The following is a 25,581-nucleotide window of genomic DNA, read 5'->3' as shown; positions in this document are numbered from 1 at the left end:
GGCCCCGTCGGTGCAATATCGGCGGGTTTTCCCTGTTTTCCGGAAGATGGAGTGATTCATTGACGGACTGCCGCATCCGCTTCGAGAATATCAGCAAATCCTACGGTGATTTCAAAGTTATAGATGGTTTGAACCTCGATATTGATCGAGGTGAATTTGTGAGCCTTCTTGGTCCTTCCGGTTCAGGCAAGACGACGCTTTTGATGATGCTTGCCGGTTTTGAAAGTCCAAGCAGTGGAGCAATCCATGTCGATGGCAAGGCAATCAATACGGTTCCTTCATACAAGCGCAACATGGGAGTGGTTTTTCAGAACTACGCGCTTTTCCCCCATATGACAGTTGGTGAAAATGTCGCCTTTCCGCTTCAGATGCGAGGTATTGGGAAAGCAGAGATCGGCGAGCTGGTGGATAAGGTGCTCGATATGGTTCAGCTTTCCACGATGCGTGAACGCAAGCCAGCGCAACTCTCTGGCGGCCAACAACAGCGCGTGGCGCTTGCCCGTGCACTGGTTTTCGAGCCGGGCGTGGTCTTGATGGACGAGCCGCTTGGCGCTCTCGACAAGCAGTTACGTGAACAGATGCAACTTGACATTCGCGCGTTGCATGGCCGGTTAGGACTGACGATTGTCTTTGTCACCCATGATCAAAGCGAAGCGCTGACCATGTCGGACCGGATCGCTGTCTTCAACAAAGGAAAAATCGAACAGATTGGCACGCCGCGTGCAATTTATGATGAGCCGCAGACCCGTTTTGTCGCCGAATTTATAGGCGAAACCAATCTTGCTGAAGGAACGGTCGAGCGGGTGGAAGGTACGAGCGCTTTCATTCGTCTGAAGGATGGCGGCACACTAACCGCATCATCGAAGGGAGCGTTAGGGGCGGGACAGAAAGTTCTTCTGTCCATCCGGCCCGAGCGCATCGAACTGGGCGGGGAGGGTGGTTCAGACAATCTTCTTAAAACACGTGTGATCGACAGTGTCTATCAAGGGGATCATCTGCGTATCCAGCTGGATGCCAGCGCTCATGACTTTATTGTGCGTCTTGACAGAAAAGCGCGTGAATGGGCGCCTGGAACAGATGTCGTAGCGGGGTTCAATGCTGCTGATTGCTGGACTATTGCAGCATGACGGTTCCATCCGGCAAAACTGTCCGAGCGATATTTCTGATCGCGCCCCTGCTTGTTTTCATTGTCTTGTTTTTTCTGTGGCCGCTTGGGGTGATGATGAAACAGGCCGTGTCCGATACGGCGGTTTTGCGTGTTCTCCCCCAGACCGCCGAGACAGTAACTCTCTGGGACGGACAATCGGCTCCATCACCTGAAATGAAGCAGGCGCTCGTGGCAGACCTGAAGGCTTCGACCGACCAGCAGGCTGTAGGCGACATGGTCCGCCGCTTGAACAGCGCCCAATCGGGCTTTCGTACCTTGATGAGCAAAACACTTTCAGCCATCGAGAAGGGCGATCCTATTCCTGACCTAGAAATGATCGACAAACGATGGAGCCGACCGGAGTTTTGGCATGCTATTGGGAATGCGCTTTCACCAACAACTGATCGCAACCTGCTCGCGGCGGTCGATATGGAGCGCGATACATCCGGAGAAATTGTTTCAATGGCGCCCGGTACATCGGCCAACCGGGCGATTATGCTGCGCACGTTCTGGATTGCCGCGCTGGTGACACTTGCCTGTGCAATAATTGGCTATCCCTACGCCGTCTTGCTCACATCATCCTCAGGCTGGATCAGGAGTGTGCTTTTTGCGGCAGTTCTGTTGCCGTTGTGGACATCATTGCTGGTGCGTACTGCGGCCTGGTTCATTCTTCTACAGGACAAGGGACTTATCAATGATACGTTGATCTGGCTTGGCGTCACCGATGGACCGCTACCGTTGATCTTCAACAGAGCAGGGGTAGTGATAGCCATGACCCATGTACTTTTGCCGTTCATGGTGCTGCCGATTTATAGCGTTCTTGTATCGATCCCGAGCAATCTCATGCCGGCTGCTGCATCACTCGGCGCACCGCCTTGGAGGGCTTTCGTGCGGGTACTACTGCCTTTAAGTATGCGTGGCATCCTGTCCGGCATGCTGCTCGTGTTCATGAGCGCTATTGGCTACTACATAACTCCGGCGCTGATCGGTGGACCGGGCGACCAGATGATAAGCTCGATCATCGCCTATTACGCAACCGGTTCGGCCAATTGGGGTATGGCTGGTGCATTGGGGCTCGTGTTGCTCGTCGCCTGTCTCGTACTCTATGCCGTTTACGGACGGCTCACCGCTGATGAGCGGGGGAGAGCATGAACATGGGGCGTTTCGCGAAAATCCTGTTCGGTGTGGCCGCAGTGGTCTTTTTGATTGCTCCGCTGTTTGCAATTCTTCCACTTGCTTTCACATCCAGCGTGTTTCTGACCTATCCAGTGCCCGGCTGGTCAGTGCGCTGGTTTGAAGAACTCGCCACGGCGGATGTTTGGCGGCGCGCAATCGTCAACAGCCTTATTATCGGCTCAGGAACGACGATTTTGGCGACTGTGCTGGGAACGATGGCCGCACTTGGCCTGCGCAGCAGGATATTGTTTCTTTCCGGCCCCATTAAAACTTTGTTCCTTTTGCCCATGGTCGTTCCCGCCGTGGTTATGGGCGTCGGTATGCAGCTATTGTTTGTCCGGCTCGGAATAGCGAATTCCTATCTCGGTGTGATTATCGCGCATACAGTGATTTCGATCCCCTTTGTTCTGGTGAGCGTTACGGGTGCTCTGGCAGGTATCGACCGCCGTGTTGAACTGGCAGCCGAAAGTCTTGGCGCATCGCCTCTAACAGTTTTTCGTAAAGTCACACTTCCGCTCGCCATACCGGGCATCGCGTCTGGCGCAGTATTGGCGTTCGCGACTTCATTGGACGAGGTTGTGCTGACGCTGTTCGTCGCTGGTCCAAATCAGCGCACCCTGGCACGCCAGATGTTTTCGACAATTCGAGAAAATATCAGTCCGGCTATCGCTGCCGCAGCATTTTTGTTCATCGCAGGCACCGTGCTCTTAGGCCTTGCGGCGATGCTCTTTCGCCGAAAGCGCACCAATGGAGCAATCTCCATCTGATAGGTGCGAGGGATCTCGTTTGCTGCCGTACTAATCTTTGTGCCTCAGCGATCGATCCGCGTCGAAAGGATGATGGATGACATCGTGCGCTCAACGCCTTCCAGCGCGCCTATACGATCCAGAACGGCGTCGAGTTCCTGTATAGAAGGAGCTTCCACAACGACGATCATATCGAAATGCCCGCTGACGGAATGGAGCGAACGAACGGCCATCATGCCGCGCAGAACTGTTTCGACTTTCGGCGCGAGCTTGGGTAGTGCGGTCACCAGCACATGAGCGCGAACCAGATCACGCTCGAATTCCGGTGCGATTCGTACCGTGTAGCCCTCGATAACTCCGCGTTTCTCAAGCTTTTCGATGCGGCTTTGGACAGTAGTTCGGGACACTCCGAGGCGCCGTGCGAGGTCAGCTGTCGAGGCGCGGGCATTTTCACGGAGGAGGGCGATGAGGGTAAGATCGGCTTCTGTCGTCATAATGCATATTAAATACGTCAATATGTGCAAACAAACAACGTCATATCGTCAGTTTGTATGCTTCTTTTTGCATGGAACTATGCGATTCTTGCATATCCGAATTGCATTCCAAGGGGAAAGTTATATGAAAGAGATCGTAGTTGTCGGCGCAGGCAAAATCGGTGCCACCATTGCCGATCTTCTCGCTTCCACAGGCGAGTATGCCGTTACCGTTGTCGACCGCTCTCAGGCGCAGCTCGATGCACTGGAATCGGGCGCAGAAGTCAAGACGCAGGCACTTGATATTGAAGATGCCAAGGCTCTTGAAACTGCTCTGACCGGAAAGTTCGCTGTACTCAGCGCCGCTCCATTCCATCTGACGACCCGTATCGCCGAAGCTGCTGCTAAGGCAGGTGTTCATTATCTCGACCTGACCGAAGATGTTGCCAGCACACGCCGCGTCAAGGAGCTGGCAAAGGAAGCCAAGACCGCTTTCATTCCGCAATGTGGCCTTGCTCCTGGCTTCATCTCCATCGTTGCCTATGATCTGGCGAAGCGTTTCGACAAGCTCGACAGCGTTCGTATGCGCGTTGGCGCTCTGCCGCAATACCCTTCGAATGCTCTGAACTACAATCTGACCTGGAGCACCGACGGCGTCATCAACGAATATATCGAGCCGTGCGAAGCCATCGTGAATGGCGAGCTGAGCGAAGTCCCTGCTCTCGAAGAACGCGAAGAATTCTCGCTCGACGGCGTTACCTACGAAGCCTTCAACACCTCCGGTGGTCTCGGCACGCTTTGCGAAACGCTCGAAGGCAAGGTGCGCACGCTCAACTATCGCACCATCCGCTACCCGGGTCACGTTGCGCTGATGAAGGCGCTCCTCAACGATCTCGGTTTGCGCCATCGCCGTGAAGTGCTCAAGGACATCTTCGAAAATGCCCTGCCGACGACTCTTCAGGACGTCGTGGTGATTTTTGTGACCGTTTCCGGCACCAAGAACGGCCGTCTGGTTCAGGAAACCTACGCAAACAAGGTTTATGCCGCTCCGGTTGGCAAGATCATTCGCTCGGGCATCCAGATCACCACGGCTTCGGCGATCTGCGCTGTGCTCGACATGCTGGCCAAGGGTGATCTTCCACAGCAGGGCTTTATCCGCCAGGAAGACATTACGCTCGAAGCATTCCTCTCGAACCGCTTTGGCAAGGCATATGCACAAGAAGATCATTGCGCACGTATGGTTGCCTGATAGCTTCTGCCGCATGAATGCGGGGTCTGTTGCGCTGGTACGCAGCAGACCCTTTTTGCGTTTTGGTATTCAGTCAATCTGTCCTATCAAAGTCGCAATTGAATCGGATCGGGTTTAAGCGCATTGCCCAATCCAGACTGGCGGATGGATGTGCTACTCCGCCTTATGTGTGTCTGCCGGCGCATCTTGACTGAGAACCGTTTTAAAGTTTTCGGGTGCGCTTCTAAAGAAGTAGGAAAGTCATGTTGAAATCAGTTTTGCTGGCCGGTCTGGCCTCCGTCTTCCTCGCTTTGCCTGTTCAGGCAAAGGAATGGAAAGAAATCCGCATCGCCAGCGAAGGTGCATATCCGCCGTTCAACTACATGTCTCCAGATGGCAAGCTTGAAGGTTTCGATCTTGATATCGCAAATGCGCTTTGCAAAGCGATGGAAGCCAAGTGCACGATTGTCGCCAATGATTGGGACGGCATGATCCCGGGCCTGCAGGCCAACAAGTTCGACGCTGTCATCGCTTCGATGGCCATCACCGAGGAGCGCGAAAAGCAGGTTGCCTTCACCGAGCGCTATTACACGACGCCGCTTGCGGTTGTCGTGCCGAAGGATACAGATATGACTTCGCTCGATCCGTCGGCATTCGATGGAAAGACGGTTGGCGCACAGGCTGGCACCACGCAGGGCAACTATGCTGATGATGTCTACGGCAAGGCAGGCGCGGATGTGAAGCTTTACCCGACGGCTGACGAAGCCAATGCTGATCTCGAAAGCGGTCGTCTGGACGCGATCGCTGCCGACAAGTTCCTCGCTGCAGATTGGCTGAAAAAGCAGGGCGCAAACTGCTGCAAGTTCCTCGGTGACATTCCGGGTTCTGAAACGAAGATCGCCGTTGCCCTGCGCAAGGGTGACGATGACCTGCGTGAACAGTTCAACGCCGCAATCAAGAAAATCCGTGACGACGGCACCTACGAAACGATCCGCAAGAAGTATTTCGATTTCGACATCTATTGATGTGACAAATTAGACTCCGGGCGTCTTCAAAACCTGCTTGCAGTGGAAAGCGTCCGGTGCTTCAGTCATGGCAAGCGCATGAAATGAGGCGCTACCATTCGCGGGGGGTGCCCTGCCAATTACAACGATAACAAAGCAGTAAGGGGAATAGTTATGTTGAAAGCCATCCTATTTGCGGGCGTAGCATCTGTAATCGCTGCCTTGCCGGCGCAGGCCAAAGAATGGAAAGAAATCCGCATCGCCACCGAAGGTGCGTATCCACCTTTCAATTTCGTGGCGGCGGACGGTTCGCTTCAGGGACTTGATGTCGAAATAGCCAATGCCCTGTGCAAGGCGATGGATGCCAAGTGCACGATTGTTGCTAACGACTGGGACGGGATGATTCCTGGCCTGAAGTCGAACAAGTTCGATGCGGTCATTGCATCGATGAGCATCACGGAAGAGCGCAAGAAGGAAGTTGCGTTCACGGACAAATATTACTCCACACCACTTTCCGTTGCCGTGTCGAAGGATAGCCCGATCACATCGCTGGATGCCGAAGCATTCAAGGGAAAGTCGGTTGGCGCTCAGGGATCGACGACGCAGGGCAATTATGCGGAGGATGTCTACGGCAAGGCTGGCGCTGATGTTAAGCTTTACCCGACTGCCGACGAAGCCAATGCTGACCTGAAGAATGGACGGCTTGATGCGGTTGTTTCCGACAAATTCCCGATCTCTGACTGGATCAAGGGCGACGGTGCGGATTGTTGCAAGCTTATCGGCGATATTCCTGGCACGCAGACCGATACCGGAATTGCACTCCGTCAGGGCGATGACGCTCTACGCGAACAGTTCAATGCGGCAATCAAGAAAATTCGCGACGATGGAACCTATGCCACGATCGTGAAGAAATATTTCGACTTCGACATCTACTGATTGCTTGTAAAAGATACAGCTCTTTGCTGTAAGCAACAACGCGCCGGCTGCAATCGGCGCGTTTATTTGTTTGGTTTGGTGGATGCCGGAAATGCCGATTCAGCAACAAGATGTCATCGTTCTGGGCGCCGGTATTGTTGGCGTGTCCACGGCACTACATCTGCAGGCGCGGGGCCGTTCTGTCTGCCTGGTTGACAAAGGTGAGCCCGGAAATGGCACCAGTTTCGGCAATGCCGGTCTGATCGAGCGGTCAAGCGTTATTCCCTATTCCTTTCCGCAAGGCTTCTGGACGCTTGTGCGTTACGGGATGAACCGTCGCTCAGACGTTCGCTACAACCCGTTTTACATACCGAAGATGGCTCGCTGGCTGTTTCAATATTGGCGGGAATCGTCGCCAGAGCGGTTGAAGATTGCCACGAATGCTATGTTGCCCTTGATTGAAGCGAGTGTTCGCGAGCATGATACTTTGGTGGCCCAATCGGGCAGTGAACGGTTGATCCGGTCGCAAGGATGGATCGAGGTGTTCCGGTCATCTTCTGCATTCGACGCAGCAGTGCGCCGTTTGCCCGATTTGCAACGCTTCAAACTGTCTTATGATATTCTGGATGCGGCAGCCTTGCGCCAGCGTGAACCGTCGCTTGGCGATGTGGTTGGTGGCATTCACTGGCTTGACCCCAAGACTGTTGTGAACCCGGGTGGGCTGGTTAAAGCCTATGCTGATCTGTTCCGCAGGAATGGTGGCGTCTCCGTTCACGGAGATGCTGCAAGCCTGGCACAGAATGAGAGTGGCTGGCAGGTGACGACGGAGGTGGGTATCGTCCGTGCGCGCGATGTTGTGGCCGCACTTGGTCCGCAATCCGGCCTCATCTTCCGAAAGTTCGGCTATCCGGTCCCGCTTGGCATCAAGCGTGGTCATCATCTTCATTTCACCATGAAGGATGGCTCGCGGCTTGGTCATACAGTGGTGGATGAAGAAGCGGGCTATGTTCTTGCCCCAATGGTACAAGGTGTGCGGCTGTCGACAGGCATAGAGTTTGCTTCACCGGATGCGCCTGCCAACCATATACAACTCAGGAAGGACGAGAAAATCGCGCGCAAGCTTGTGCCTCAGTTGGGAGACCCCATCGAAACGACGCCATGGCTTGGATTGCGCCCCTGCCTGCCGGATATGCGCCCGGTGATTGGGGCAGCGCCAAAACATAAGGGACTATGGTTCAATTTCGGCCATGCCCATCACGGTTTGACGCTTGGGCCTGCGACAGGACGCTTGCTCGCTGAGATGCTCGTGGGAGAAGAGCCGTTTGTCGATCCGAAACCCTATTCGGCTGAACGGTTTCTATAGTTTCATCTAAAACTTTCGTGACAGGCTTGTCAGTTACGGTAGAGCGGGGTTATCAATTGGTCCCATTCTCATATCGCGCAGGCGCGAACAATCGATCCGGAAAATTCTCGTGAAAATGAAGCCTTTGGGCCGTACCGGCCTCACTGTCACTGAAATTTGCCTCGGCACCATGACCTGGGGCGTACAGAATACAGAGTCAGATGCTCATGAGCAGCTCGACATTGCTCTCGATGCCGGTATCAACTTTATTGATACTGCCGAGGGATATGCCATACCGATGAGTTCGGAAAGCTATGGCAAGACAGAGTCTTACATCGGAAGCTGGCTCAAGAAATCTAGAAAACGTGACAAGATCGTACTGGCGAGCAAGATCGCCGGTGGTGGTAGGCAGAAGTGGATTCGAGACGGCGCTAGGCCAAGCCGAACCAGTGTTCGCGAGGCGGTGGAGAACAGTCTGAAACGGCTTCAGACGGACTATATTGACCTCTATCAGGTCCATTGGCCGATGCGTGCACACTACCATTTCGGCCAGAGCTGGAGCTTCGATCCGTCCAACACGGATTGTGCGGCAGAAACTCAACAGATGCGTGATGTTCTGCTCGGGCTCGGAGACATGGTTCGCGACGGAAAGATCAGGCATATCGGTCTTTCCAATGAGACAGCCTGGGGAACGATGCAGTGGCTTCGGTTGGCGGAGCAGCACAGTCTGCCACGCATCGCCTCAATCCAGAACGAATACAGTCTTCTGCAGCGCCAGTTCGATTTTGACATGGCAGAGCTGGCGCTCTGCGAAGACGTTGGACTGCTTGCTTATTCGACGCTTGCAGCTGGCGTTCTGACCGGGAAATATCTGGGCGGCAGGTTGCCCGCCGGTTCGCGCGCGGTCATTTCCGAAGGCGGCATCTGGCGGAACAATGTTCACTCAGAGCCCGCAATTCGCGCCTATATCGATGTTGCGAAGAAGCACGGTCTCGACATCGCCCAGATGGCAATTGCCTTTACACTGACACGCCCGTTTATGACCTCGGCCATCATAGGCGCAACGACTGTAGATCAGTTGAAGACCGATATCGCGGCCCATCAAGTCAAACTGTCGGAAGATGTCCTGACTGATATCGAAAAAGTTTACAGGCAGTATCCGCGTCCGCTTTAGAGCCGAGAGGACGTATAGAGAGCCTGCCGACTGGCAGGCTTTTTCTATCCGGCAAGATAAATTTCGTGTTTGACGATCCATTGATCGATTGGTGTCTCGCTTGAAGAACTGACGATCACCATTCGGTCGAAGCGTAGATTGCGACCAGCAAGTGATCTTGCTAGGCGAGTCATCTCTGTTTCGCGCGAAGCTCGATCAGCAACGCCATAGGCAAGCGAAACATGTGGAAGGAAAGTCGAGATGTCGTTCTCTCCAGATATACCCAGTGAATCCTGTTTCAGTGCCATGAGTGCAGGTGTTTTCTGCAGCGTGGCGTAGAAAGAGCGGAAATAAGCCTCGGTTCCGGTCACGTTCTCAATGAGAACATCCAGAGGTTTGCGACCGACCGCAAGGCTGAGCACCAGCGGCAGCAGTTCATCTGCCGAGCGTTTCATATCGGCTATAAGTGTCGCGTGTGGTTCAAATACGGGCGAAACAAAGTGATTTGCCAGTTCTGCAATGATGGATTCAAGAAATTTGAGGTTGTCGCGTGCAGGGCGCAACCAGATGGAGTGGAAAGTCATTGATTTGGCATCCCTCGAACGCCGCGTTCGTTTTTAAGTGGCCTGACGCTGTTCCGCAATATGAGCGGTAGTTCGAGCACAACTGTCTGAGGCAGCGCATTTGGTGCGGCCTGTCTCTCGTTAAGCAGACGGATGATTTCGGCAGAGAGGCGTTCGGCATTCTGATCGAATGTTGTCAGCCGGTAGGCCCCCCAGCGTGCTTCCGTGACATTATCGAAGCCGATAACCGAAATATCGTCAGGAATAGAGAGATTGAAGACATCGCGCGCGCAGTCCATCAGGCCGAAAGCCATAAGGTCGTTGACGCAAAACACGCCTTCGACGCGCTCTCGCTCGCCGAGGAGTAAGGAGGCTGCGCCGTAACCGCCGTCATAGTCGGTCAGGTCACCGCGCTGTATACTGACGCTCAATCCGAGGCTTTTGCCTTTGGCGATGAAAGCTTCCTCACGTTCAATCAGATTGAGACTACCGACATTCGACGTTATGAGGCCAAGCTTTTTCATGCCTCGTGCCGCGAAAATTTCGACAGCCGTTTCGGCGGCTAGTCGATTGTTGATGTGAATATGATCGGCTCCCTCTTCGGTTCGCCCGACGAGGATCAGGGTCTGGCCGTTTCGTTGGGCAAGATCGACAAATGACGACGAGGGCATGCCGGAAAGAACTACCGTCGCTTCGGCACGATAGCGCAACAGCGTTTCGTGGGCCGCAGAGAGGTTTTCTCCATGCTGGCCGGTCGGGATCAACACCGGCACACTGCCACGTGCTGCAAGTCGACGGGAAAGCGCTGCAATCTGGCGGGAGCGAAAAGGACTATCCGGGTCTGCCGCAATCATTCCGACGATACGACTGCGATTGGCAAGAAGACCGCGCGCAAGGTCATTGACCTGATATCCAAGTTTTTCGGCAGCTTTGAGCACTTTCTCGCGTGTTGAGGGCGAAACACTGGCGCCAGGCGTAAAGGTTCGGGACACAGCGGAGCGTGACACGCCTGCCTCGAGCGCGACTTCATGCGCGCTGATGAACCGTGGCTGGTTATCCGCGCCGTCTTGTTCTCGCTGCATTTCTTTATCTGGCATTTTATCGCCCTACTTTTGAAAGGACATCGGCCCTGAGGAAGCGCTCGACCACGAACATGAAGGCAATTGATGGCACCAGCAATATCAATGCGCTGATCGACGCGATTTGATAATTGCCGCCGGAACTCGCTGTATAAAGCAGCAAGGGCAGGGTGGAAATATCAGGGGCGCCAACGAAATAAGTGCCGGTGAACTCATCGAGCGATTCAAGAAAGACAAAGATCGCGCTTGCAAGCAAACCCGGTGCGGCTATTGGCAGGGTGATGTCGAAGAATGTCTTGAAGGCGGAAGCGCCCATTGAGCGCGCCGCTTCTTCAAGCTCCCGATCAATTGCCGAAAACGCTGCCGTGGCGATCCATACGGCATAGACCAGACCATGAGTGACATGCACCAGAACGACACCTGTGATCGTGCCATTCAAGCCGAACGAGTAGAACATCTGCGCGATGTTTACGTAAACGGGCAGGTTCGGAAAAGCCTGCGGGATCAGCAGCGTCAGCAGGATCAGCCCACGAAACGGCAGTTTCAGGCGTGCCAGAGCATAACCGGCGGGAATGGCGAGGCCAAGTGAAACGATCACTGTCAGGCCTGCAATAAGAACGCTTGTGCCAAGTGACGAGAGTGCATTGCCGCGAGGCGAAAACACATTCGCCCAGAAAGAGAAACCATACTGAAGCGGCAGTGTGTGTGGGAAATACCAACGCTCAGCTACAGCCCACAGAAGCAGGTTGGCGAGTGGCCCGAAAATCGCGAAGGCGAGCAGACCAAGCAATATGCCACGCGGTATCCAGCGCCAGTCGATGATGTTGCTCATTGACCGTGTTCCTTCATGGTCTGGCGCAGGTAAACCCAGGCGACGAGGCTGGTCATGAGGAGCGAGATTGTACCCAATGCATTTGCGACGCCGTAATCCCCATAAGCATTGATACGGAATGCCATGTTTGCCGTGATCATCGTTGGTGATTGGGCGTTGATCATCAAAGGCACGGACAAGACGGACATCATGGTGACAAAGCTCAGTATCAACCCAACGAGCAGCGTTTGGCGGACTTGCGGCAGAACAATCTCGATGAGAATGCGCAGCCGCCCGGCACCAAGATTGCGAGCGGATTCAATCGTGCTGCGATCGATGGATGCCATTGCACCTGCCAGCAACAACGTGACAAATGGCGTCTGTTTCCAGACGAATGCAATGACGATGCCACGCCAGTCGAGAAAGCTCATTGCCTGCAAGGGGGTAAGAATCCCTGTTTCGATGAGCAGGCTGTTCATCAACCCGTTCTTGGCAAGGAAGGTGCGGAGTATCTGGCCAACGACAATGAAGGGGATGAAAAGCGGCCAGCGATAGAGCCAGCGCAGGACAGTGACAGCGCGCGGGTTCGAGCCAAGCGTCAGGTAACCGCCGATGGCGATAGAGAATAACGCAATCAGCAGGGACGACAGTGTAACGATGACAAAGGTGAAGATGATGTCGCTGGAATAAAGTTCGAATGCTTTGGTGAAATTGCCGGTTCCCCATTCCCCGGAAACATTGAAAGCTCCGGTGATCGCTCCAAAAAGCGGTACGATGAACAGCAATAGGACGATCGCCAGTGCCGGCGCGACAAGAAGAATCCCCGTCAGTCGATGCGACATTCGAAACCTCATGAAGTAGGATGCGCGCCGGAAACACTCGTAGTGCTTTGATTGCGTAATCCGGCGTCAATTTCGGAGCGCTCCGAATGGAACCAAGTTTGCCAAAGCGCTCCGATAGAAGGCAGGATTGTTGGACTTAATTGCCGACCTGACGCTCATAAGCTTCCAGAATCGCGCTGTTATAAGGTGCGATTGGGAAGGGTTTGCCGTATTTAGCAAGCTCGTCCGGCGAAATGTCGGTGAAGAGCTTGTTCCAGGTGTCACCGTCCAGCTCTGCCTTGACATGGTCGGCATCGATGCCCGGATACCAGTTGAAGCGCTTCACGATACCTTCGGCCTGTACTTTCGGGCTCGTCGCCAATGCCACGAATTTTTCGGCCAGTTCCTTATGCGCGCTTTTTTCCGGGATCACATAATGCATCGGCTGACCGGGCATGCCGGGAGCCGGTAGGACAAGTTTCATTTCCGGGGGAAGCTGTCCATTCGCCTTCCACGAATAGAACATGTCGACCCAGACTGGTCCCATCGCGATTTCGCCACGGCTCAACATGTCGAGAGTGCCTGCATTGCCTGGGGTGAGGGTGGCGTTCTTAGTAAAGTCCTTTAGCGAGGCAAACGCCTTGTCCCAGTTCTTCGCTTCGCCCTCTTCGAATGGACCCTTCATCAGCTTGTCTGCGTCGCCACCATAAGCATAGATCCAGCCCATAACAAAGCTCACGCCCGATGCGCCACCCTTGATACCGTTATAGCCGAATTGCTTTGGGTTTTCCTTGGCCCATGCGACGAGCTCGTCATAACTCTTTGGTGGATTGGCAACGAGTGCAGGATTGTAGGCAAGTGCGGTCTGGCTGTTGAACATCGGCATGACGTAGCCGTCGACATCCGTACCGAGCGCCATTTTCGCATTATCGCGCGTCACCATCTTACCGCTGTCGATTTTGCCGCGATAATTTTCGAGGAACTTCGCCGTTACCATCGGTCCGACGAATTTCTCGTGGACGACGGCGACGTCGGTGTCCCATTTTTCCACACCAGCCTTGAACTGGGCTTCGAAACGTTCAAGAACCTTCTGCGAACCCGCATCGCCGGGACCTGTTCCCACAACGCGAACGGTCGTTCCGGGATTTTCCTTCTCGAACAACGGTCCGAGATACTGATTGATATAGTCAACCATGTTCTGGTCACCTGCCGTGATGACGGTAAGCTCATCGGCGGTGGCGGGTGCAACGGTGAGGCCAATTGCCATTGCCGCGTTCAGGATAGTTCTCATGAAAAGGACTCCTGTATGAAACCGGGATTTCCGGTCTTTTGATTGAAAGCAGATGCAGTGCATCCAGTGGCGTCTATCGGGAATGGTGGCATTCACGGGCACGAAAATGCCCGTGAAAACGATCTTGAAACGGGGTGCCCCGTTTTGGTGCGGGAAAGGCGTCGAGGTCAACGTGCACAGCTGTGCACGATCAAGTCCAACGTGAATTGCGTATTTCGTTGATCTCTAGTCTCCCATTAACTCAATGACGCATCATCAGCACACTGACGAAAAGACGGCGAGCGCCTGACTATTTGTCGAACAGAAACAGGGCGTGTTCAGGTATGTGGATTTCAACATTGGCGCCGGGCTGATGGCTTTCCTGAGCGTCGACCATGATGTGCCGATCCCCGACGCGGATCATGTGTCTCCAGAGGCCACCGGGATAGCTGGTCTGCTCCACCGTGCCGTTGAGGGCTAATTCGGACGTCGGGGAGTTCCGATCAACTCCCAGCTTGGTGAGACAGGCTGCTTCGCTGCGGAAACGAGCCGATGCCATGCCATCGGACAGATTTCGGCGTCCTGCCGAAATCGTGCTCGCCTTGTTGTTGGCGCCTGCTGCGATCTCGATACGGTCGGCTTTGATCTGGATTGGTACTTCGATCAGATTCTCAGCGCCCATAAATGCCGCGACGAAATCCGAGGCGGGGTGGTTGTAAACCTCTTCTGGAGCACCTGCCTGAGCAATTTCGCCATTATTGAGAATGACGATACGGTCGGCCATGACCATGGCTTCTTCCCGATCATGCGTTACGTGAACAGCTGTAATGCCGAGACGGCGCTGCAAAGCGCTGATCTCATGGCGAACCGATAGTCTGATGCGTGCATCGAGATTGGAGAGCGGCTCATCGAGGAGCAGGATGTCAGGCTGAATGGCCAGAGCGCGCCCGAGGGCGACGCGCTGGCGTTGTCCGCCGGAAAGGGCGGCAGGTTTGCGCTCCAGCAAAGCATCCAGCCCCAGCAGGCGAGCAACTTCATCAACCTTCTGCTTGATGGTCTCCTTCGTCGTGCCACGAATACGCAGACCATAACCCATGTTCTGCGCGACAGTCATATGCGGCCAGAGCGCGTACGACTGGAAGACAAGGGCCATTCCGCGCTTATCCGGGGGCAATTTGGTGACGTCTCTGCCGTCTACGCGGATCGCACCGTTGGACGGCATGTTGAAGCCCGCAATCGCACGCAGCAGGGTTGTCTTGCCGCACCCAGACGAGCCGAGAAGCGCGACGAACTCACCCTTCTTGACGGATAGATTTACGCCTTTGAGAACTTCATTGTTGCCATAACGAACGCGCGCGTCCGCCACCTCCAAAAACGCTGGCATAAGCGTCTCCTCCCCAGGATCGCCGGCTGATTTTATTTTTTCTGCACAGCCGTGCAAATTGGATTGAAGCATCTTTAAGCCACCTCGACAAGCCGCAAAAGTGAAGTTGCGCTGAAAAAACTATCTTCAGTTCCATTTTGGAACGTCGTCTAGGCGCTGTTTAGCGAGAATTTATAACAGCTGTATGACGTAAAGACGAAGACGTGGACAGCTTTGCAAAGCTGTCCACGTCGCACGCAAGCAGGTCCGACGGAGAGTGTACAGGACCCAGCTTGTTATGAGCGTTCAGTCAAACTTCTTCTGCACGTTCTTCGAACTTGGCATTTCTCCGGGAAGAGTAGATGAACGCGGCGAGAAACATTGCGGTCATCAGCAGAACGATTGTTGGAGCGGGCGCGCTGTCGATGAAAAAAGCCAGATAGACACCGAAGAAGGATGCGGTGACCGCAATTGTTACGGCGAGCAACATCATGGTGCTGAATTTGCGTGTGAGCAGAAACGCAATTGCACCGGGCGCAATCAACATGGCGATAGCCAGAATGATGCCTACGGCCTTCAAAACGCCGACAATTGTAAGTGAAATCAGGCAAAGCAAACCGTAATGCAGCAGGCGGACCGGTAGGCCGACGGCTCTGGCTTGTGCCGGATCGAAAGCGTGCAGTAGGAAGTCGCGCCATTTGACCACAAGAATGCCGGCGGTCAGTGCGGCGATAATGGCCGTTTCGATGAGGTCGGACAATGTTATTCCGAGCATGTCGCCGAACAGGATATGATCGAGATGCACTGTCGAGCGGATCGCAACATAAAGAACCAGGCCAAGACCGAACATGCCGGAGAATACGATGCCCATCACCGTATCCTGCTTGATGCGGCTGTTTTCGGTGAGGTAGCCGGTTGCAAGGGCGCAGGCCACGCCCGCTACGAAGGCTCCGATACCGAAGGGTATTCCGATAATATAGGCGACAACCACACCCGGAAGAACAGCGTGGCTGATCGCGTCCCCCATCAATGACCAGCCCTTGAGGACCAGAAAGCACGACAGCAATGCTGTTGGTATCGCGATGAGCACGGAAATAGCCAGCGCATAGCGCATGAACTCGAACTGAAACGGTGAGGCCAGCATATCCAGAATGGTCATTGCTGGAACTCCCTTAGAGCGATTGCCGCTTTGCGGCGTGCGGCCAGCAGCCCATGCTTTGGAGCAAGCAGAAATACACTGAGGAAGACAAGCGTCTGGAGAACGACGATGATGCCTCCCGTCGCACCGTCCAGAAAATAGCTTACATAGGCTCCTGTGAAGCTTGTGACGGAGCCGATAGCAACAGCAATCCAAAGCAGTCGCGAAAACCGGTCTGTCAGTAGATATGCGGTTGCACCGGGCGTTACCACCATACAGATGACGAGAAAGGCACCAACCGTCTGCATCGCGGCGACAGTCGATGCCGACAGCAATGTGAAGAACATGATCTTCAACAGATTGGGCTTGAGACCGATCGAACGCGCATGGTTTTCATCGAAGAACACTACCATCAGATCTTTCCACTTCAAAAGAAGCAGCGACAGGGAAACGAAGCCGATGATTGCCAGTTGTAGAGTATCCTCCGGTGTGATGGCGAGGATATTGCCGAGAACGATGGTCTGAATGCTGACGGCCGTCGGCTTCAACGAGATCATGAAGAGGCCAAGTCCGAAGAATGACGAGAAGATCAGACCGATGATAGCATCTTCCTTCAGCTTTGTACGTTGGTTGAGAAAGAGCATCGCTGCTGCGGCGAGACCGCCAGAGAAAAATGCGCCGATGGAGAAGGGAAGGCCAAGCATATAAGCACCCGCAACGCCAGGGACGATGGAATGGGATAGAGCGTCGCCAATCAGCGACCAACCTTTCAGCATGAGATAAGCCGAAAGAAAGGCACATACCCCGCCCACCAGCGCCGAAACCCACATCGCATTCAGCATGTAGCTATAACTGAACGGCTCAAGTAATACGGTCATTGTTCCTGGCTCCGTTTGCGGGTCGCGGAGTCTTCGTTCTCATAAACAACAAACGGGCGCTCATCGTCAGTTATGACGCTGACGGCGCCTCGTCCTGCACCGCTAGTCTCGCCGAGTACAAGATGGCGCAGCACGCCGCCGAAAGTCTTTTCGAGGTTCTGTTGTGTGAAAACCTCCGCAGTCGGCCCGTAACCGAGAACTGTTCGTTTCAGTAATACGGTTCGGTCGCAGAATTCGGGAACACTGCCAAGATTGTGGGTCGAGACCAGCATGACGCGCCCCTCATCTCGCAAACTGCGAAGAAGTGTGACGATTGCTTCTTCGGTCTTCACATCTACGCCAGTGAAGGGTTCATCCAGAAGAATGACGCGCCCGTCTTGTGCGAGCGCTCGCGCAAGAAATACCCGTTTCTTTTGCCCGCCTGAAAGCTCACCGATCTGTCGATGACGAAATTCAAGCATATTCACGCGATCAAGCGCTTTTTCTACGGCTTCTTTGTCGGCGCGGCGCGGGATGCGCATCATGCCCATATGGCCGTAGCGCCCCATCATGACGACATCTTCGACGAGAACCGGAAAGTTCCAGTCGACGTCCTCACTTTGCGGGACGTAGGCCACTAGGTTCTTCTTGAGAGCAGCCCCAACCGGCATTCCGAGAATAGATATTTCGCCCTTGGCTAGTTTGACAAACCCCATAATCGCTTTGAACAGGGTCGACTTGCCGGATCCGTTGACGCCGACAAGCGCTGTAATCGTTCCGGTTGGGGTCGTAAAACTTGCATTGTGTAAAGCCGTATGGCCGTTTCGATACGTGACAGTTGCATTTTTCACGTTGATACCGTCGACCGCGCTTTTATCCAGCATGGCGAAGGTATCTCCATGAAGGTCTATGGGTGCATTCATTGTTTGAGCCCTTGGGCAATCGTGCTGGAGGTGACTTTCAGGAGATCAATATATGTCGGCACGGGACCATCGGGGTCCGAAAGTGAATCAACATAGAGAATACCGGCATATTTTGCGCCGGTCTCACGAGCGACCTGCTTGGCTGGGGCAGGAGAAACCGTGCTTTCGGAAAAGACAGCCGTAATGCCATTTTCACGCACTGCATCAATCACTTTTCGCACCTGCTGTGGAGTGCCCTGTTGGTCTGCATTGATTGGCCAGAGATAAAGCTCTTTCAAACCGAAGTCCCGAGCCAGATAGGAGAATGCGCCTTCACTTGAAACGAGCCAACGCTTGTCTTCAGGAATAGCTGCCAGCTCAGCCCGGATAGGATCGATCGTCGCTTTAATCTTCGCTTTGTAAATCTCTGCATTTGCCTTGTAGATGTTAGCGTTCGCCGGATCATTTTTGACAAACGCATCCCGAATATTGTCGACATAGATCAATGCGGCATTCGGTGACATCCAGGCATGCGGATTTGGCTTGCCGCTATAAGGTCCCTCGCTGATATCGATTGGCTCAACGCCATCGGAAACAACTGCGCTTGGAACATCCTTGAGACGCGAAAAGAATTTTTCGAACCATAGTTCCAGACCAAGGCCATTCCAGAGGACCAGCTTGGCGTCCTGAGCTTTAATCAGGTCTCCCGGTGTTGGCTGATAATTGTGGATCTCGGCACCTGGCTTCGTGATTGACTCAACCGTCGCGGCATCACCCGCAACATTCTGCGCAATATCGGCGATAACAGTGAATGTCGTCACGGCCTTGAATTTCTCCGCAAAAGCAACGCTTGCGCTTGTCCAGAGAAGAGCCCCGCTCACGAGACTGAGTGTCGTTGTTCGTAAAATATGACGCAGCATATCCAAATCCTTGTTGCCAATCAGTTGCAATTGCATAGCCGATCGCTGTTTTACGATCAAGTGCTATTGCGAACCATTTGCAAAAGAATAATCGGCGTTCGGCGTTCGAGATTCCGATTGCACGTTTAAATTGCGTTATTGTAATGGTTTAAGCTTAGTGGCTGTATTCTTGGCAGGTGCACGACAGGGAGGTCGTGCGCGACTACCCAAAACGGGCTGGCTAGTTACCACGGAGATGGCACGATCATCATTATCCTACGAGAACACGCCAGCAATTTAAAATGGTATTCTTCTGTGGAGACGGATGAGAAATCTAGTTTCCCAGCCGGAACTGTTTTCATTGTTCCGGCTTTTACAACTTTATCAATTAACTGGTCTGATCCCGTCGAAATCATAATCATGCAGCCTGATCAGCAACTTTTTCAGGATAGTTTTTCTCAGAGTTCTCTATTCAAGGAAAACAACAGCACCAAGAACGTTACGAGTTTCTCATGCAAAGATTGCAAGCCGCTATCTCATTTGATCTGGGATGAAATTTGCCAGCGAGGCGGGCAGGATGAAGCTTACCTGAATGTTCTAGGGTTGGTTCTAATGCGCACGATCGCACGCGTCTTGTTGAATGAGCGCGCTTCGACTGACATTAAGATCGGACTTAGCAATCAGCGTGTCATCAGATATAAGCGTATCTCAACCAAAACTTTCACAAGCCTCTTTCGGTTCCGGATATGGCTGCGTTGTTGGGAATTTCCGCAGGCCATTTTTCGACGTGCTTTCGAAAGAGTTTTGGACAGACGCCTCACCAATACCTGATGGAACTGAGACTTGACGAAGCTGAACGGTACCTCAGAAAAACATCGATGCCAGTAAACGAGATCGCGCGCAATTTGAATTTTTCCAGTCAGAGCCATCTCACGACGGCTTTGCGAAAACATCGACAGCTCACTCCGGGCGAATTACGAAAGTAGAACTAGGGGGGGCTTGGTACAATTTCCTGGCACACGGCCCGTCTTCACGGAGCAATTGATCCGAGTGGTGGCAACATCGGGTACAAGACAGTTGATCAATTTGAGACGCTGGTCGGCTTTCGTTTCAACCATTTGCGCCAGATGTGGATTTCACTTCTGCGGCGCAAGCGACGGACTCGATGAGAATCGTGAGAAAGCACGATAAGTCCAAGTGGAAGCATCCAGAAACCGAGAATCGGGAGAAAACCAAGCGAGCCGCCGACGACGAGCGTGCCACCAAGCATGCGCCGCATCATGACTGATTGTGGCATTGGGATTCGCCGACCAAGAATCACGATGGCTTTTTTCCGGGGCGTTTCGGCGTATTCGTCACTCACAGGCGCATCTCTTAGGCTGATATGTTACAATTCACAGGATGAAAACGTCCCAGAGAATATAGGGTTTTTGTCCCATAATGCAAAAAGATGAAAAAAAATGGATTTAGCCCTTTGCAAACGCGAAATCCTTTTGCTATACGCCACCTCGCTGACACGACGAGCACCTGTTCCCCGGTAGCTCAGCGGTAGAGCAACCGGCTGTTAACCGGTTGGTCGCTGGTTCGAATCCGGCCCGGGGAGCCACTTTGATTTTTGGGTTACAAAAATCAAAAATTTAGCTCAGCAAAATCAATCACTTATATTAAGTCGCTTTAACTTGTATACGATCCTTGGTCCGTTTGGGTTATATTCTCGGCTACAAAACGGGTTACAGAGCGGGTGTTTGCGATTGTCAGCCGATATCACAAAATACGCCCAACGTCAGCCGAGCGGTATATATCGCTATTACCGTCGCGTGCCGGTGGAAGTGGCTCAGCACGATAAGCGCACCTTCATAAAAGTTAGCCTTAAAACGAAGAACCACAAAGAGGCGCTTGAGAAAGCTCAAGGCGTGCACGATGCGACCGAACGACTTTGCTCGGCCATGGCTTCAGGCAACGATAATAAGCCGGAGTGGGAGCGATACGACGCAGCGATACGCACAACTCAATCGCTGGGATTCGCATATCGGCCCGTTGCCGAGATTGCGGCCGGAAACTTCGATGATCTGTACGTTCGATCCAAACAAGCCGCTGAACTGTCAGATACCGATGCCGCAAAGCTCGCCGTAAAGTTCCGTCTTGCAATCAGCGTCTTCTGCGCCCTCAAGCTCATTATTGAGGAAAGCCGAACCGCTCTCACAAACGACGTCGTTTTCCGCGGTATCGGATCGCGCTCCTCGACTTTTGCCAGGAAACCTTCCTTGAATAGCGCCTTGGTAATGAGGCCGGCCTGCTTCTTCTGCACCTCGTCGTCTGTGTCTAGGACAGCGCAATGTCAAGCATGGGGTCGGTTGCGACGGCAGCAACTTGCGATGTGTTAACCATGTCTGTAATCATAGAATTCAATCGATTCGAACCTTGAAAGGACTGGGATGAGCAGATCAACATTGAAGGGTGGGCGGTACATCGGCGGACGATACAAAGCGTCAAACGGAATTAACGACACCTGGTCAGTGGTTGATCAGAAAGTTCAAAAGCCAGTCGAGATGGGCGAACGGCAGGCGGTAGGAATGAACTACCGCGATGCCAAGGAACTGAGCGATTTGCTTAACTCGCTAGAAGAGCGACGCCAGGCCTGCTGACGGTCTGGAACACTTCGCTATGATATTGTAGTGCTTAGCCCTGGCTTTCAACGCGGGGGTAAGCATGACTTGGGGCTTTGTCGTAGGCGGACATTATAACAGGCGGAAAGACATTCACGGTCAGTTTGCTGGCCAGCAACAGGGTGGCATCGTTACTCCATCCAACCATACGTTGTAATTATCATCACCGGCAAGGCTGGCAGTCATTACGGCTATGAAGACCAACACCTGCCCGATGGACGTTTTGACTATTATGGTGAAGGTCAAGTCGGCGACATGGAAATGGTCCGCGGCAATAAAGCAATTCGCGACCATGCTATGTTGGGCAAGGATCTACTCCTTTTTGAAAGCCTCGGGAAAGGCAAAGATCTGATCTTCCTGGGCAGCTTTATCTGCGAGAGTTGGCGATGGGGACAGTCGCCCGATCGCAACAATGATATGCGCAAGGCCATAATCTTCGAACTTAGAAATCTCGAGAATATTGTAGAAACCGTCGATGATGATCAACCCGACCCCACCCTTGACTTGGCTGCCATGCGGCGCCTTGCAAAAGAGGCCGCCGGCAGCCGAGAGGGTGAGACATCAAGCCGAACCATCTATGAAAGAAGCCGACACGTTCGGGATTACGTGCTAGCTCGTGCCTACGGTCATTGTGAGGGCTGCGGGTGCCCAGCGCCCTTTCTGCGCGTCAACGGGCAACCTTACCTGGAACCTCATCATATCCGTCGAGTGAGCGACGGCGGCCCTGATGACCCCAGCTATGTGATTGCGCTTTGCCCAACCTGCCATCGCAAAGTTCATCATGGACAGGGTGGCGTCACATACAACGATACGTTACTCAAGAAGATGCCATCTATCGAGCCGCCGGCGACTGGCTAAAGCTGGGTTTCAAAACGGCGCCTCCTTCAAAGCTTCCCGCATTCCCCGCCCGCAACCTTCCCATGCGGCTTTCGCCAGTTGCCTGGCCTCGAGCTCGTCCATTTCCTTAAGGTCGGTCTTTCCCAACTCTTGCAGATATGAACCAACCGCCTCAACGCCGGTATCAAGGGCCCGCAGTTCGTAAGGGTCGAGCCTCTTGCGGTGCCGGATATGCTCGGCGATGTCGGCGCATTCCTTGCACAGCCAGCGGATAGGTTCAGGTCTGCCCCGGTGGGAGCCTGCCAGTGCAGCGCAGCAGCTTGGATAAAAGCATCAAGAGGCTGTCTTGTACGGCCAAGCTGAGCGCGATGCTGCCGAACGGGGTCAACGTGACGGTGGAATGCAGCGATGTCGATGGTCTGGCGGCAATCATAGGAGCGTTGAGTCATGTTCAGACTGGACGCTGATCTGAAGGTCTAACTCCATCAGGAGCCGATCGACTTCCGCGCGGGCATCAACAGCCTTGCGGTCCCGGTGCAAGAGGTGATGGAGCTAGACCCGTTTGCTCCATCGGTGTTTGCCTTCTGCAATCGTCGGCGTGACCGGTGAAGCTTTTGTTCTTTGATCGGTCCGGGTTTGTGATGGTCCTGACGAAATTGACGGAAGACAGGTTCCGATGGCCCCGCCGGGAGACTGCGGTGGTGACGCTGACGACAGAGCAGCTGCATTGGATCCTCGATGGCATCGATATCGATGCGATGAACCAATGGGATTACCTGACGCGTTACACCAGCGACGGCAGGATGCCGATCGATAACAATATTCTGGAACGTGACATCAGAGTTTTTGCGACCGGAAGAAAATCGTGGCTGTTCAGCGGCACTGCTGACGGAGCCAGGGCCAGCGCAGTGATCTATAGTTTGATGCTGACATGCCGCGCCTGTGGCGTCGACCCTCTGATCTGGCTGCGGCACGTGCTCACTGAATTGCCGCAGCGGGGCGAAGCGACCGACATCGGCGACCTTTTGTCATTCAACTTCTCCAAGACAATTACCCAATAAAGCTAGGTACCGCTAGCATCCGAGCGCGATTACCTCTGAAGAAGCCGTCTAGGTGCATCGAAAATAGCGCTTACGTTCGTCATCATCTGCCAGTTCCGGGTATGCCGCAACCAAGTCGGCAAATTCCCGTTCCAGTACCGTGACGTCATAGGCCAGATAGTTCTGTGCTTTCGTGTTGTCAGCTTTATTCTGCATGGTATCTCCTCGTGTTTTGGTGGTTGGTTTTGGTAAGTTAACACGCCGCACGGCGCATCCCGTTAATGGATTGGTTTATTTTGATAAACTTAATCCTACTGTTTTAGTGTAATTAATACTTGGTTTTAACTGTTGCATACGGCAAATGTTTATGTATATTCGCCCAACTCTTGGGAGGGAGTTAGACCGCCCAGGCGCGCACCGTCCGCTGCCGGGCGGTTTTATTTTCCCTGCATATCAGCTATGCAATTTCTACCCTTGCAACGCACGGGTGGTGCACCTATTTACGCCTCGTTCAGTTTCATCCTCCTCCTAGAAACTGGACCTTGAGCGCGGCAACTCCTCCTCCCAGTCGCGCTTTTCAGATCGGCCCGCTTCGCTCCTCCTCCCAATCGCGAAGCGGGCTTTTCTATTTCTTGCGGTTGCAATGACAAATGTTGGCAACCGTCACATTCCGTTATTTCGTCAATCGCTAATGTAACCCTATCTTGGCGGTGCACTCCTCCTAGGAATGCACTCGCATCGCGCGTCCCTAAGCCCCGCCCAAGCGCGCGATGCGGAACTTCCTAAAACGGAATATCGTCGTCCAATAATTCAGCCAGCCCGGCAGATACGCGACCATAGTTTGATGCCGGCACATTGTCGTTGCTCGCCTCCGGCGTGTTGACATTTGCTGCGCCCGCAATAGCGTCGACCACTTCCCAGTATTTGCCGTTCGGCTTCACAACGATTTCACCCGTGGGCAGCAACTCATTCTGTCGCTCCATGAATTCCAGCACGGTTTTGGGGAACGGTGCCTGGGCGAAGATCGTGAATGTTTCGATACAGTGGGCGCAAATACAGAATGCCGTGATCAATAATGCGGTTTTTGGCACCACAAACATCGACTTTGGCGCGGTGACTGAAGCTTCGTCGGCTCCGTTCAATCAGCAGGTCAACACCTCCGCCGGACCTGTCGCGGCACTCGTTGTTGCAAATCCGGTCGGCAACAAGATTATTGCCGGTGCCAACCTGTCCTTGACGTTCGGCACAGGCGCTGGGGGCGGCACGGTCACACTCAAGCTGTCCATCGTCAACAATACGACCGGCAAGGAAATCATTTCCAATACCGCAACGGCGACAAACGGATCAGTGACATTTGCGCTTTCGGGCAGCAATGTTGATTTCAGCTCAGTTGCTGGAAACAACGTCTATGCCGTGAAGTTGGAAGTTCTGAACAGCAGCGGAATAACCTCCGTTCACAATGTCATTGGCACCGTTCAGGCGCTCGTCTGGAAACGCTGATCTTCATCCAAATCTAAACGGAAAGAACCGCGTTTACAGCGCGGGGAGGTAAACTCATGGCTGTTTTGCCCGACTACGTGACCGGGACGATTACGCTTGCCAATGGTTCCACGACCGTAACTGGTACGGGAACCATGTTCACGACGGCGGCTTTTCGACCGGGTGACACGCTCTATATCCAGAACCTGACGGCAATAATCGCAAGCGTGAACAGCAATACGTCGTTGACGCTGACGGTGCCGTGGACTGGCACGAGCCTGACCAATGAGCCTTATCGGGCACGCTATCTGCCTGACGGTGAACGGGTGACCGCGCAGACAACGACGCTTATTGAACTCTTGGGGAGTGGTAATGTACTGTCTTTTGCTCAGCTGAAGGGAGATGCCGACCAAGTCCCTGTTTTTACTGGCCCCGGGCAAATGGGGCTAATGTCATTCTCCGAAAGTGCGCAGAATGTCATCTCCCGGATTGAAGATCGCTCCATATTCATCCTCGTTACTGGGCAGTCTAACGCCACCTTGGAACGGTCCCATTCGTGGACTGTTCCGAATAATCTCATGATCTGGAATTACAACAAAACGCCAGGAAATGTTGGTACAGCATTCGTCAATGCCTAATGGCACGATCATGAGTTTGGCTATGGGTAGGCGC

Annotated in this window: 28 protein-coding genes, 1 tRNA gene and 4 pseudogenes; 18 read left to right on the top strand and 15 right to left on the bottom strand. The window is 53.6% G+C overall.

Going from position 1 to position 25,581, the window contains the following annotated elements; all coding sequences use genetic code 11:
* The first annotated feature begins 59 nt into the window (after positions 1-59).
* The 3 genes from AAE521_RS01205 to AAE521_RS01195 are packed head-to-tail and all read left to right on the top strand — an operon-like array spanning position 60 to position 3,090.
* Complete coding sequence (locus AAE521_RS01205; RefSeq protein ID WP_342060293.1) at positions 60-1,127, top strand: ABC transporter ATP-binding protein; 1,068 nt, start codon at positions 60-62, stop codon at positions 1,125-1,127.
* Positions 1,124-2,299, top strand: a complete 1,176-nt coding sequence (locus tag AAE521_RS01200; protein ID WP_342060292.1) for an ABC transporter permease — start codon at positions 1,124-1,126, stop codon at positions 2,297-2,299. The genes AAE521_RS01205 and AAE521_RS01200 overlap by 4 nt, the downstream gene beginning before the upstream one ends.
* 2 nt (positions 2,300-2,301) lie before the next feature.
* Positions 2,302-3,090, top strand: a complete 789-nt coding sequence (locus AAE521_RS01195; RefSeq protein WP_342060291.1) for an ABC transporter permease — start codon at positions 2,302-2,304, stop codon at positions 3,088-3,090.
* A gap of 44 nt (positions 3,091-3,134) precedes the next feature.
* On the opposite strand, the gene AAE521_RS01190 is transcribed toward AAE521_RS01195, so the two are convergent.
* On the bottom strand, positions 3,135-3,563 hold the full coding sequence (locus AAE521_RS01190) for an Lrp/AsnC family transcriptional regulator (RefSeq protein WP_029375973.1): 429 nt from the start codon (positions 3,561-3,563) through the stop codon (positions 3,135-3,137).
* Positions 3,564-3,687: 124 nt separating this feature from the next.
* Here AAE521_RS01190 and AAE521_RS01185 point away from each other — a divergent pair, with 124 nt between their 5' ends.
* From AAE521_RS01185 to AAE521_RS01165, 5 genes are all read left to right on the top strand, one after another.
* Entirely contained in the window at positions 3,688-4,791 is a 1,104-nt protein-coding gene (locus AAE521_RS01185; RefSeq protein WP_010658899.1) for a saccharopine dehydrogenase family protein, read from the top strand.
* 242 nt (positions 4,792-5,033) lie between these two features.
* Positions 5,034-5,795 (top strand): ABC transporter substrate-binding protein, encoded by a 762-nt coding sequence (locus tag AAE521_RS01180; protein WP_010658898.1) that lies wholly within the window; start codon positions 5,034-5,036, stop codon positions 5,793-5,795.
* Between the two features lie 153 nt (positions 5,796-5,948).
* Positions 5,949-6,710, top strand: coding sequence for an ABC transporter substrate-binding protein (locus tag AAE521_RS01175; protein WP_342060290.1), 762 nt, complete (start codon positions 5,949-5,951; stop codon positions 6,708-6,710).
* Between the two features lie 91 nt (positions 6,711-6,801).
* Entirely contained in the window at positions 6,802-8,052 is a 1,251-nt protein-coding gene (locus AAE521_RS01170; protein ID WP_342060289.1) for an NAD(P)/FAD-dependent oxidoreductase, read from the top strand.
* Between the two features lie 115 nt (positions 8,053-8,167).
* A complete protein-coding gene (locus tag AAE521_RS01165) occupies positions 8,168-9,205 on the top strand; it encodes an aldo/keto reductase (protein ID WP_071632234.1) in 1,038 nt (345 codons plus the stop codon).
* 44 nt (positions 9,206-9,249) lie between these two features.
* Here the strand turns inward: AAE521_RS01165 and AAE521_RS01160 are convergent, their stop codons facing one another.
* The 10 genes from AAE521_RS01160 to AAE521_RS01115 form a co-directional block, all read right to left on the bottom strand.
* Entirely contained in the window at positions 9,250-9,768 is a 519-nt protein-coding gene (locus tag AAE521_RS01160) for a haloacid dehalogenase (protein ID WP_071632235.1), read from the bottom strand.
* The gene (locus AAE521_RS01155) at positions 9,765-10,844 is read right to left on the bottom strand and encodes a LacI family DNA-binding transcriptional regulator (protein WP_342060288.1); all 1,080 of its coding nucleotides are present in this window, start codon (positions 10,842-10,844) and stop codon (positions 9,765-9,767) included. Before AAE521_RS01155 ends, AAE521_RS01160 begins: the two co-directional genes overlap by 4 nt.
* A gap of 1 nt (position 10,845) precedes the next feature.
* Complete coding sequence (locus AAE521_RS01150) at positions 10,846-11,658, bottom strand: ABC transporter permease (protein ID WP_342060287.1); 813 nt, start codon at positions 11,656-11,658, stop codon at positions 10,846-10,848.
* Positions 11,655-12,479: an ABC transporter permease gene (locus AAE521_RS01145; protein WP_071632238.1), complete on the bottom strand. Its 825-nt coding sequence runs from the start codon at positions 12,477-12,479 to the stop codon at positions 11,655-11,657. Before AAE521_RS01145 ends, AAE521_RS01150 begins: the two co-directional genes overlap by 4 nt.
* A gap of 136 nt (positions 12,480-12,615) precedes the next feature.
* A complete protein-coding gene (locus AAE521_RS01140; protein ID WP_342060286.1) occupies positions 12,616-13,749 on the bottom strand; it encodes an ABC transporter substrate-binding protein in 1,134 nt (377 codons plus the stop codon).
* Positions 13,750-14,038: 289 nt separating this feature from the next.
* Positions 14,039-15,112 carry an ABC transporter ATP-binding protein gene (locus AAE521_RS01135; RefSeq protein WP_071632240.1) on the bottom strand — a complete coding sequence of 358 codons (1,074 nt, stop codon included), beginning with the start codon at positions 15,110-15,112 and terminating at the stop codon, positions 14,039-14,041.
* A 289-nt stretch (positions 15,113-15,401) separates the two neighbouring features.
* Positions 15,402-16,250: a metal ABC transporter permease gene (locus AAE521_RS01130; RefSeq protein WP_342060285.1), complete on the bottom strand. Its 849-nt coding sequence runs from the start codon at positions 16,248-16,250 to the stop codon at positions 15,402-15,404.
* Positions 16,247-17,107 carry a metal ABC transporter permease gene (locus tag AAE521_RS01125; RefSeq protein ID WP_010658887.1) on the bottom strand — a complete coding sequence of 287 codons (861 nt, stop codon included), beginning with the start codon at positions 17,105-17,107 and terminating at the stop codon, positions 16,247-16,249. Before AAE521_RS01125 ends, AAE521_RS01130 begins: the two co-directional genes overlap by 4 nt.
* On the bottom strand, positions 17,104-17,970 hold the full coding sequence (locus AAE521_RS01120) for a manganese/iron ABC transporter ATP-binding protein (RefSeq protein ID WP_071632256.1): 867 nt from the start codon (positions 17,968-17,970) through the stop codon (positions 17,104-17,106). Before AAE521_RS01120 ends, AAE521_RS01125 begins: the two co-directional genes overlap by 4 nt.
* 35 nt (positions 17,971-18,005) lie before the next feature.
* On the bottom strand, positions 18,006-18,908 hold the full coding sequence (locus AAE521_RS01115; RefSeq protein WP_342060284.1) for a metal ABC transporter substrate-binding protein: 903 nt from the start codon (positions 18,906-18,908) through the stop codon (positions 18,006-18,008).
* Positions 18,909-19,073: 165 nt separating this feature from the next.
* Between AAE521_RS01115 and AAE521_RS26710 the strand changes: the two are divergent.
* A pseudogene (locus AAE521_RS26710) lies at positions 19,074-19,873 on the top strand (helix-turn-helix transcriptional regulator).
* A 95-nt stretch (positions 19,874-19,968) separates the two neighbouring features.
* Here AAE521_RS26710 and AAE521_RS01105 read toward each other — a convergent pair.
* A complete protein-coding gene (locus AAE521_RS01105) occupies positions 19,969-20,184 on the bottom strand; it encodes a hypothetical protein (protein ID WP_371264639.1) in 216 nt (71 codons plus the stop codon).
* A 234-nt stretch (positions 20,185-20,418) separates the two neighbouring features.
* Here AAE521_RS01105 and AAE521_RS01100 point away from each other — a divergent pair.
* The 4 genes from AAE521_RS01100 (at position 20,419) to AAE521_RS01085 (ending at position 22,411) form a co-directional block, all read left to right on the top strand.
* Positions 20,419-20,493, top strand: a tRNA-Asn gene (locus tag AAE521_RS01100).
* A 145-nt stretch (positions 20,494-20,638) separates the two neighbouring features.
* A complete protein-coding gene (locus AAE521_RS01095; protein ID WP_342060283.1) occupies positions 20,639-21,271 on the top strand; it encodes a DUF6538 domain-containing protein in 633 nt (210 codons plus the stop codon).
* Between the two features lie 51 nt (positions 21,272-21,322).
* Positions 21,323-21,532: a hypothetical protein gene (locus AAE521_RS01090; RefSeq protein ID WP_342060282.1), complete on the top strand. Its 210-nt coding sequence runs from the start codon at positions 21,323-21,325 to the stop codon at positions 21,530-21,532.
* A 159-nt stretch (positions 21,533-21,691) separates the two neighbouring features.
* Entirely contained in the window at positions 21,692-22,411 is a 720-nt protein-coding gene (locus tag AAE521_RS01085; protein WP_483073552.1) for an HNH endonuclease, read from the top strand.
* Between the two features lie 9 nt (positions 22,412-22,420).
* Here the strand turns inward: AAE521_RS01085 and AAE521_RS01080 are convergent, their stop codons facing one another.
* Complete coding sequence (locus tag AAE521_RS01080) at positions 22,421-22,621, bottom strand: DUF6511 domain-containing protein (RefSeq protein ID WP_342060391.1); 201 nt, start codon at positions 22,619-22,621, stop codon at positions 22,421-22,423.
* A gap of 65 nt (positions 22,622-22,686) precedes the next feature.
* Here AAE521_RS01080 and AAE521_RS01075 point away from each other — a divergent pair.
* From AAE521_RS01075 to AAE521_RS01065, 3 pseudogenes are all read left to right on the top strand, one after another.
* A pseudogene (locus AAE521_RS01075) lies at positions 22,687-22,857 on the top strand (IS66-like element accessory protein TnpA); the annotation flags it as partial.
* A 67-nt stretch (positions 22,858-22,924) separates the two neighbouring features.
* Positions 22,925-23,094, top strand: a pseudogene (gene tnpB, locus AAE521_RS01070) (IS66 family insertion sequence element accessory protein TnpB); the annotation flags it as partial.
* Between the two features lie 57 nt (positions 23,095-23,151).
* Positions 23,152-23,451: pseudogene (locus tag AAE521_RS01065) on the top strand (IS66 family transposase); the annotation flags it as partial.
* A gap of 48 nt (positions 23,452-23,499) precedes the next feature.
* On the opposite strand, the gene AAE521_RS01060 reads toward AAE521_RS01065, so the two are convergent.
* Together AAE521_RS01060 and AAE521_RS01055 are read right to left on the bottom strand one after the other, a co-directional pair.
* Positions 23,500-23,646, bottom strand: a complete 147-nt coding sequence (locus AAE521_RS01060; RefSeq protein WP_342060280.1) for a hypothetical protein — start codon at positions 23,644-23,646, stop codon at positions 23,500-23,502.
* Positions 23,647-24,212: 566 nt separating this feature from the next.
* Positions 24,213-24,413: a hypothetical protein gene (locus AAE521_RS01055; protein WP_342060279.1), complete on the bottom strand. Its 201-nt coding sequence runs from the start codon at positions 24,411-24,413 to the stop codon at positions 24,213-24,215.
* Between the two features lie 43 nt (positions 24,414-24,456).
* Between AAE521_RS01055 and AAE521_RS01050 the strand changes: the two genes are divergently transcribed.
* Positions 24,457-24,930: a hypothetical protein gene (locus AAE521_RS01050; RefSeq protein WP_342060278.1), complete on the top strand. Its 474-nt coding sequence runs from the start codon at positions 24,457-24,459 to the stop codon at positions 24,928-24,930.
* 56 nt (positions 24,931-24,986) lie between these two features.
* Positions 24,987-25,547 (top strand): hypothetical protein, encoded by a 561-nt coding sequence (locus AAE521_RS01045; RefSeq protein WP_342060277.1) that lies wholly within the window; start codon positions 24,987-24,989, stop codon positions 25,545-25,547.
* The last annotated feature ends 34 nt before the right edge of the window (positions 25,548-25,581 follow it).

The sequence above is a fragment of the Brucella cytisi genome (assembly GCF_038433355.1).
In the GTDB taxonomy this organism is placed as follows: domain Bacteria; phylum Pseudomonadota; class Alphaproteobacteria; order Rhizobiales; family Rhizobiaceae; genus Brucella; species Brucella cytisi.
The sequence above is the reverse complement of the archived record's forward strand: the minus strand, read 5'-3'. Positions and strand labels throughout refer to the sequence as shown.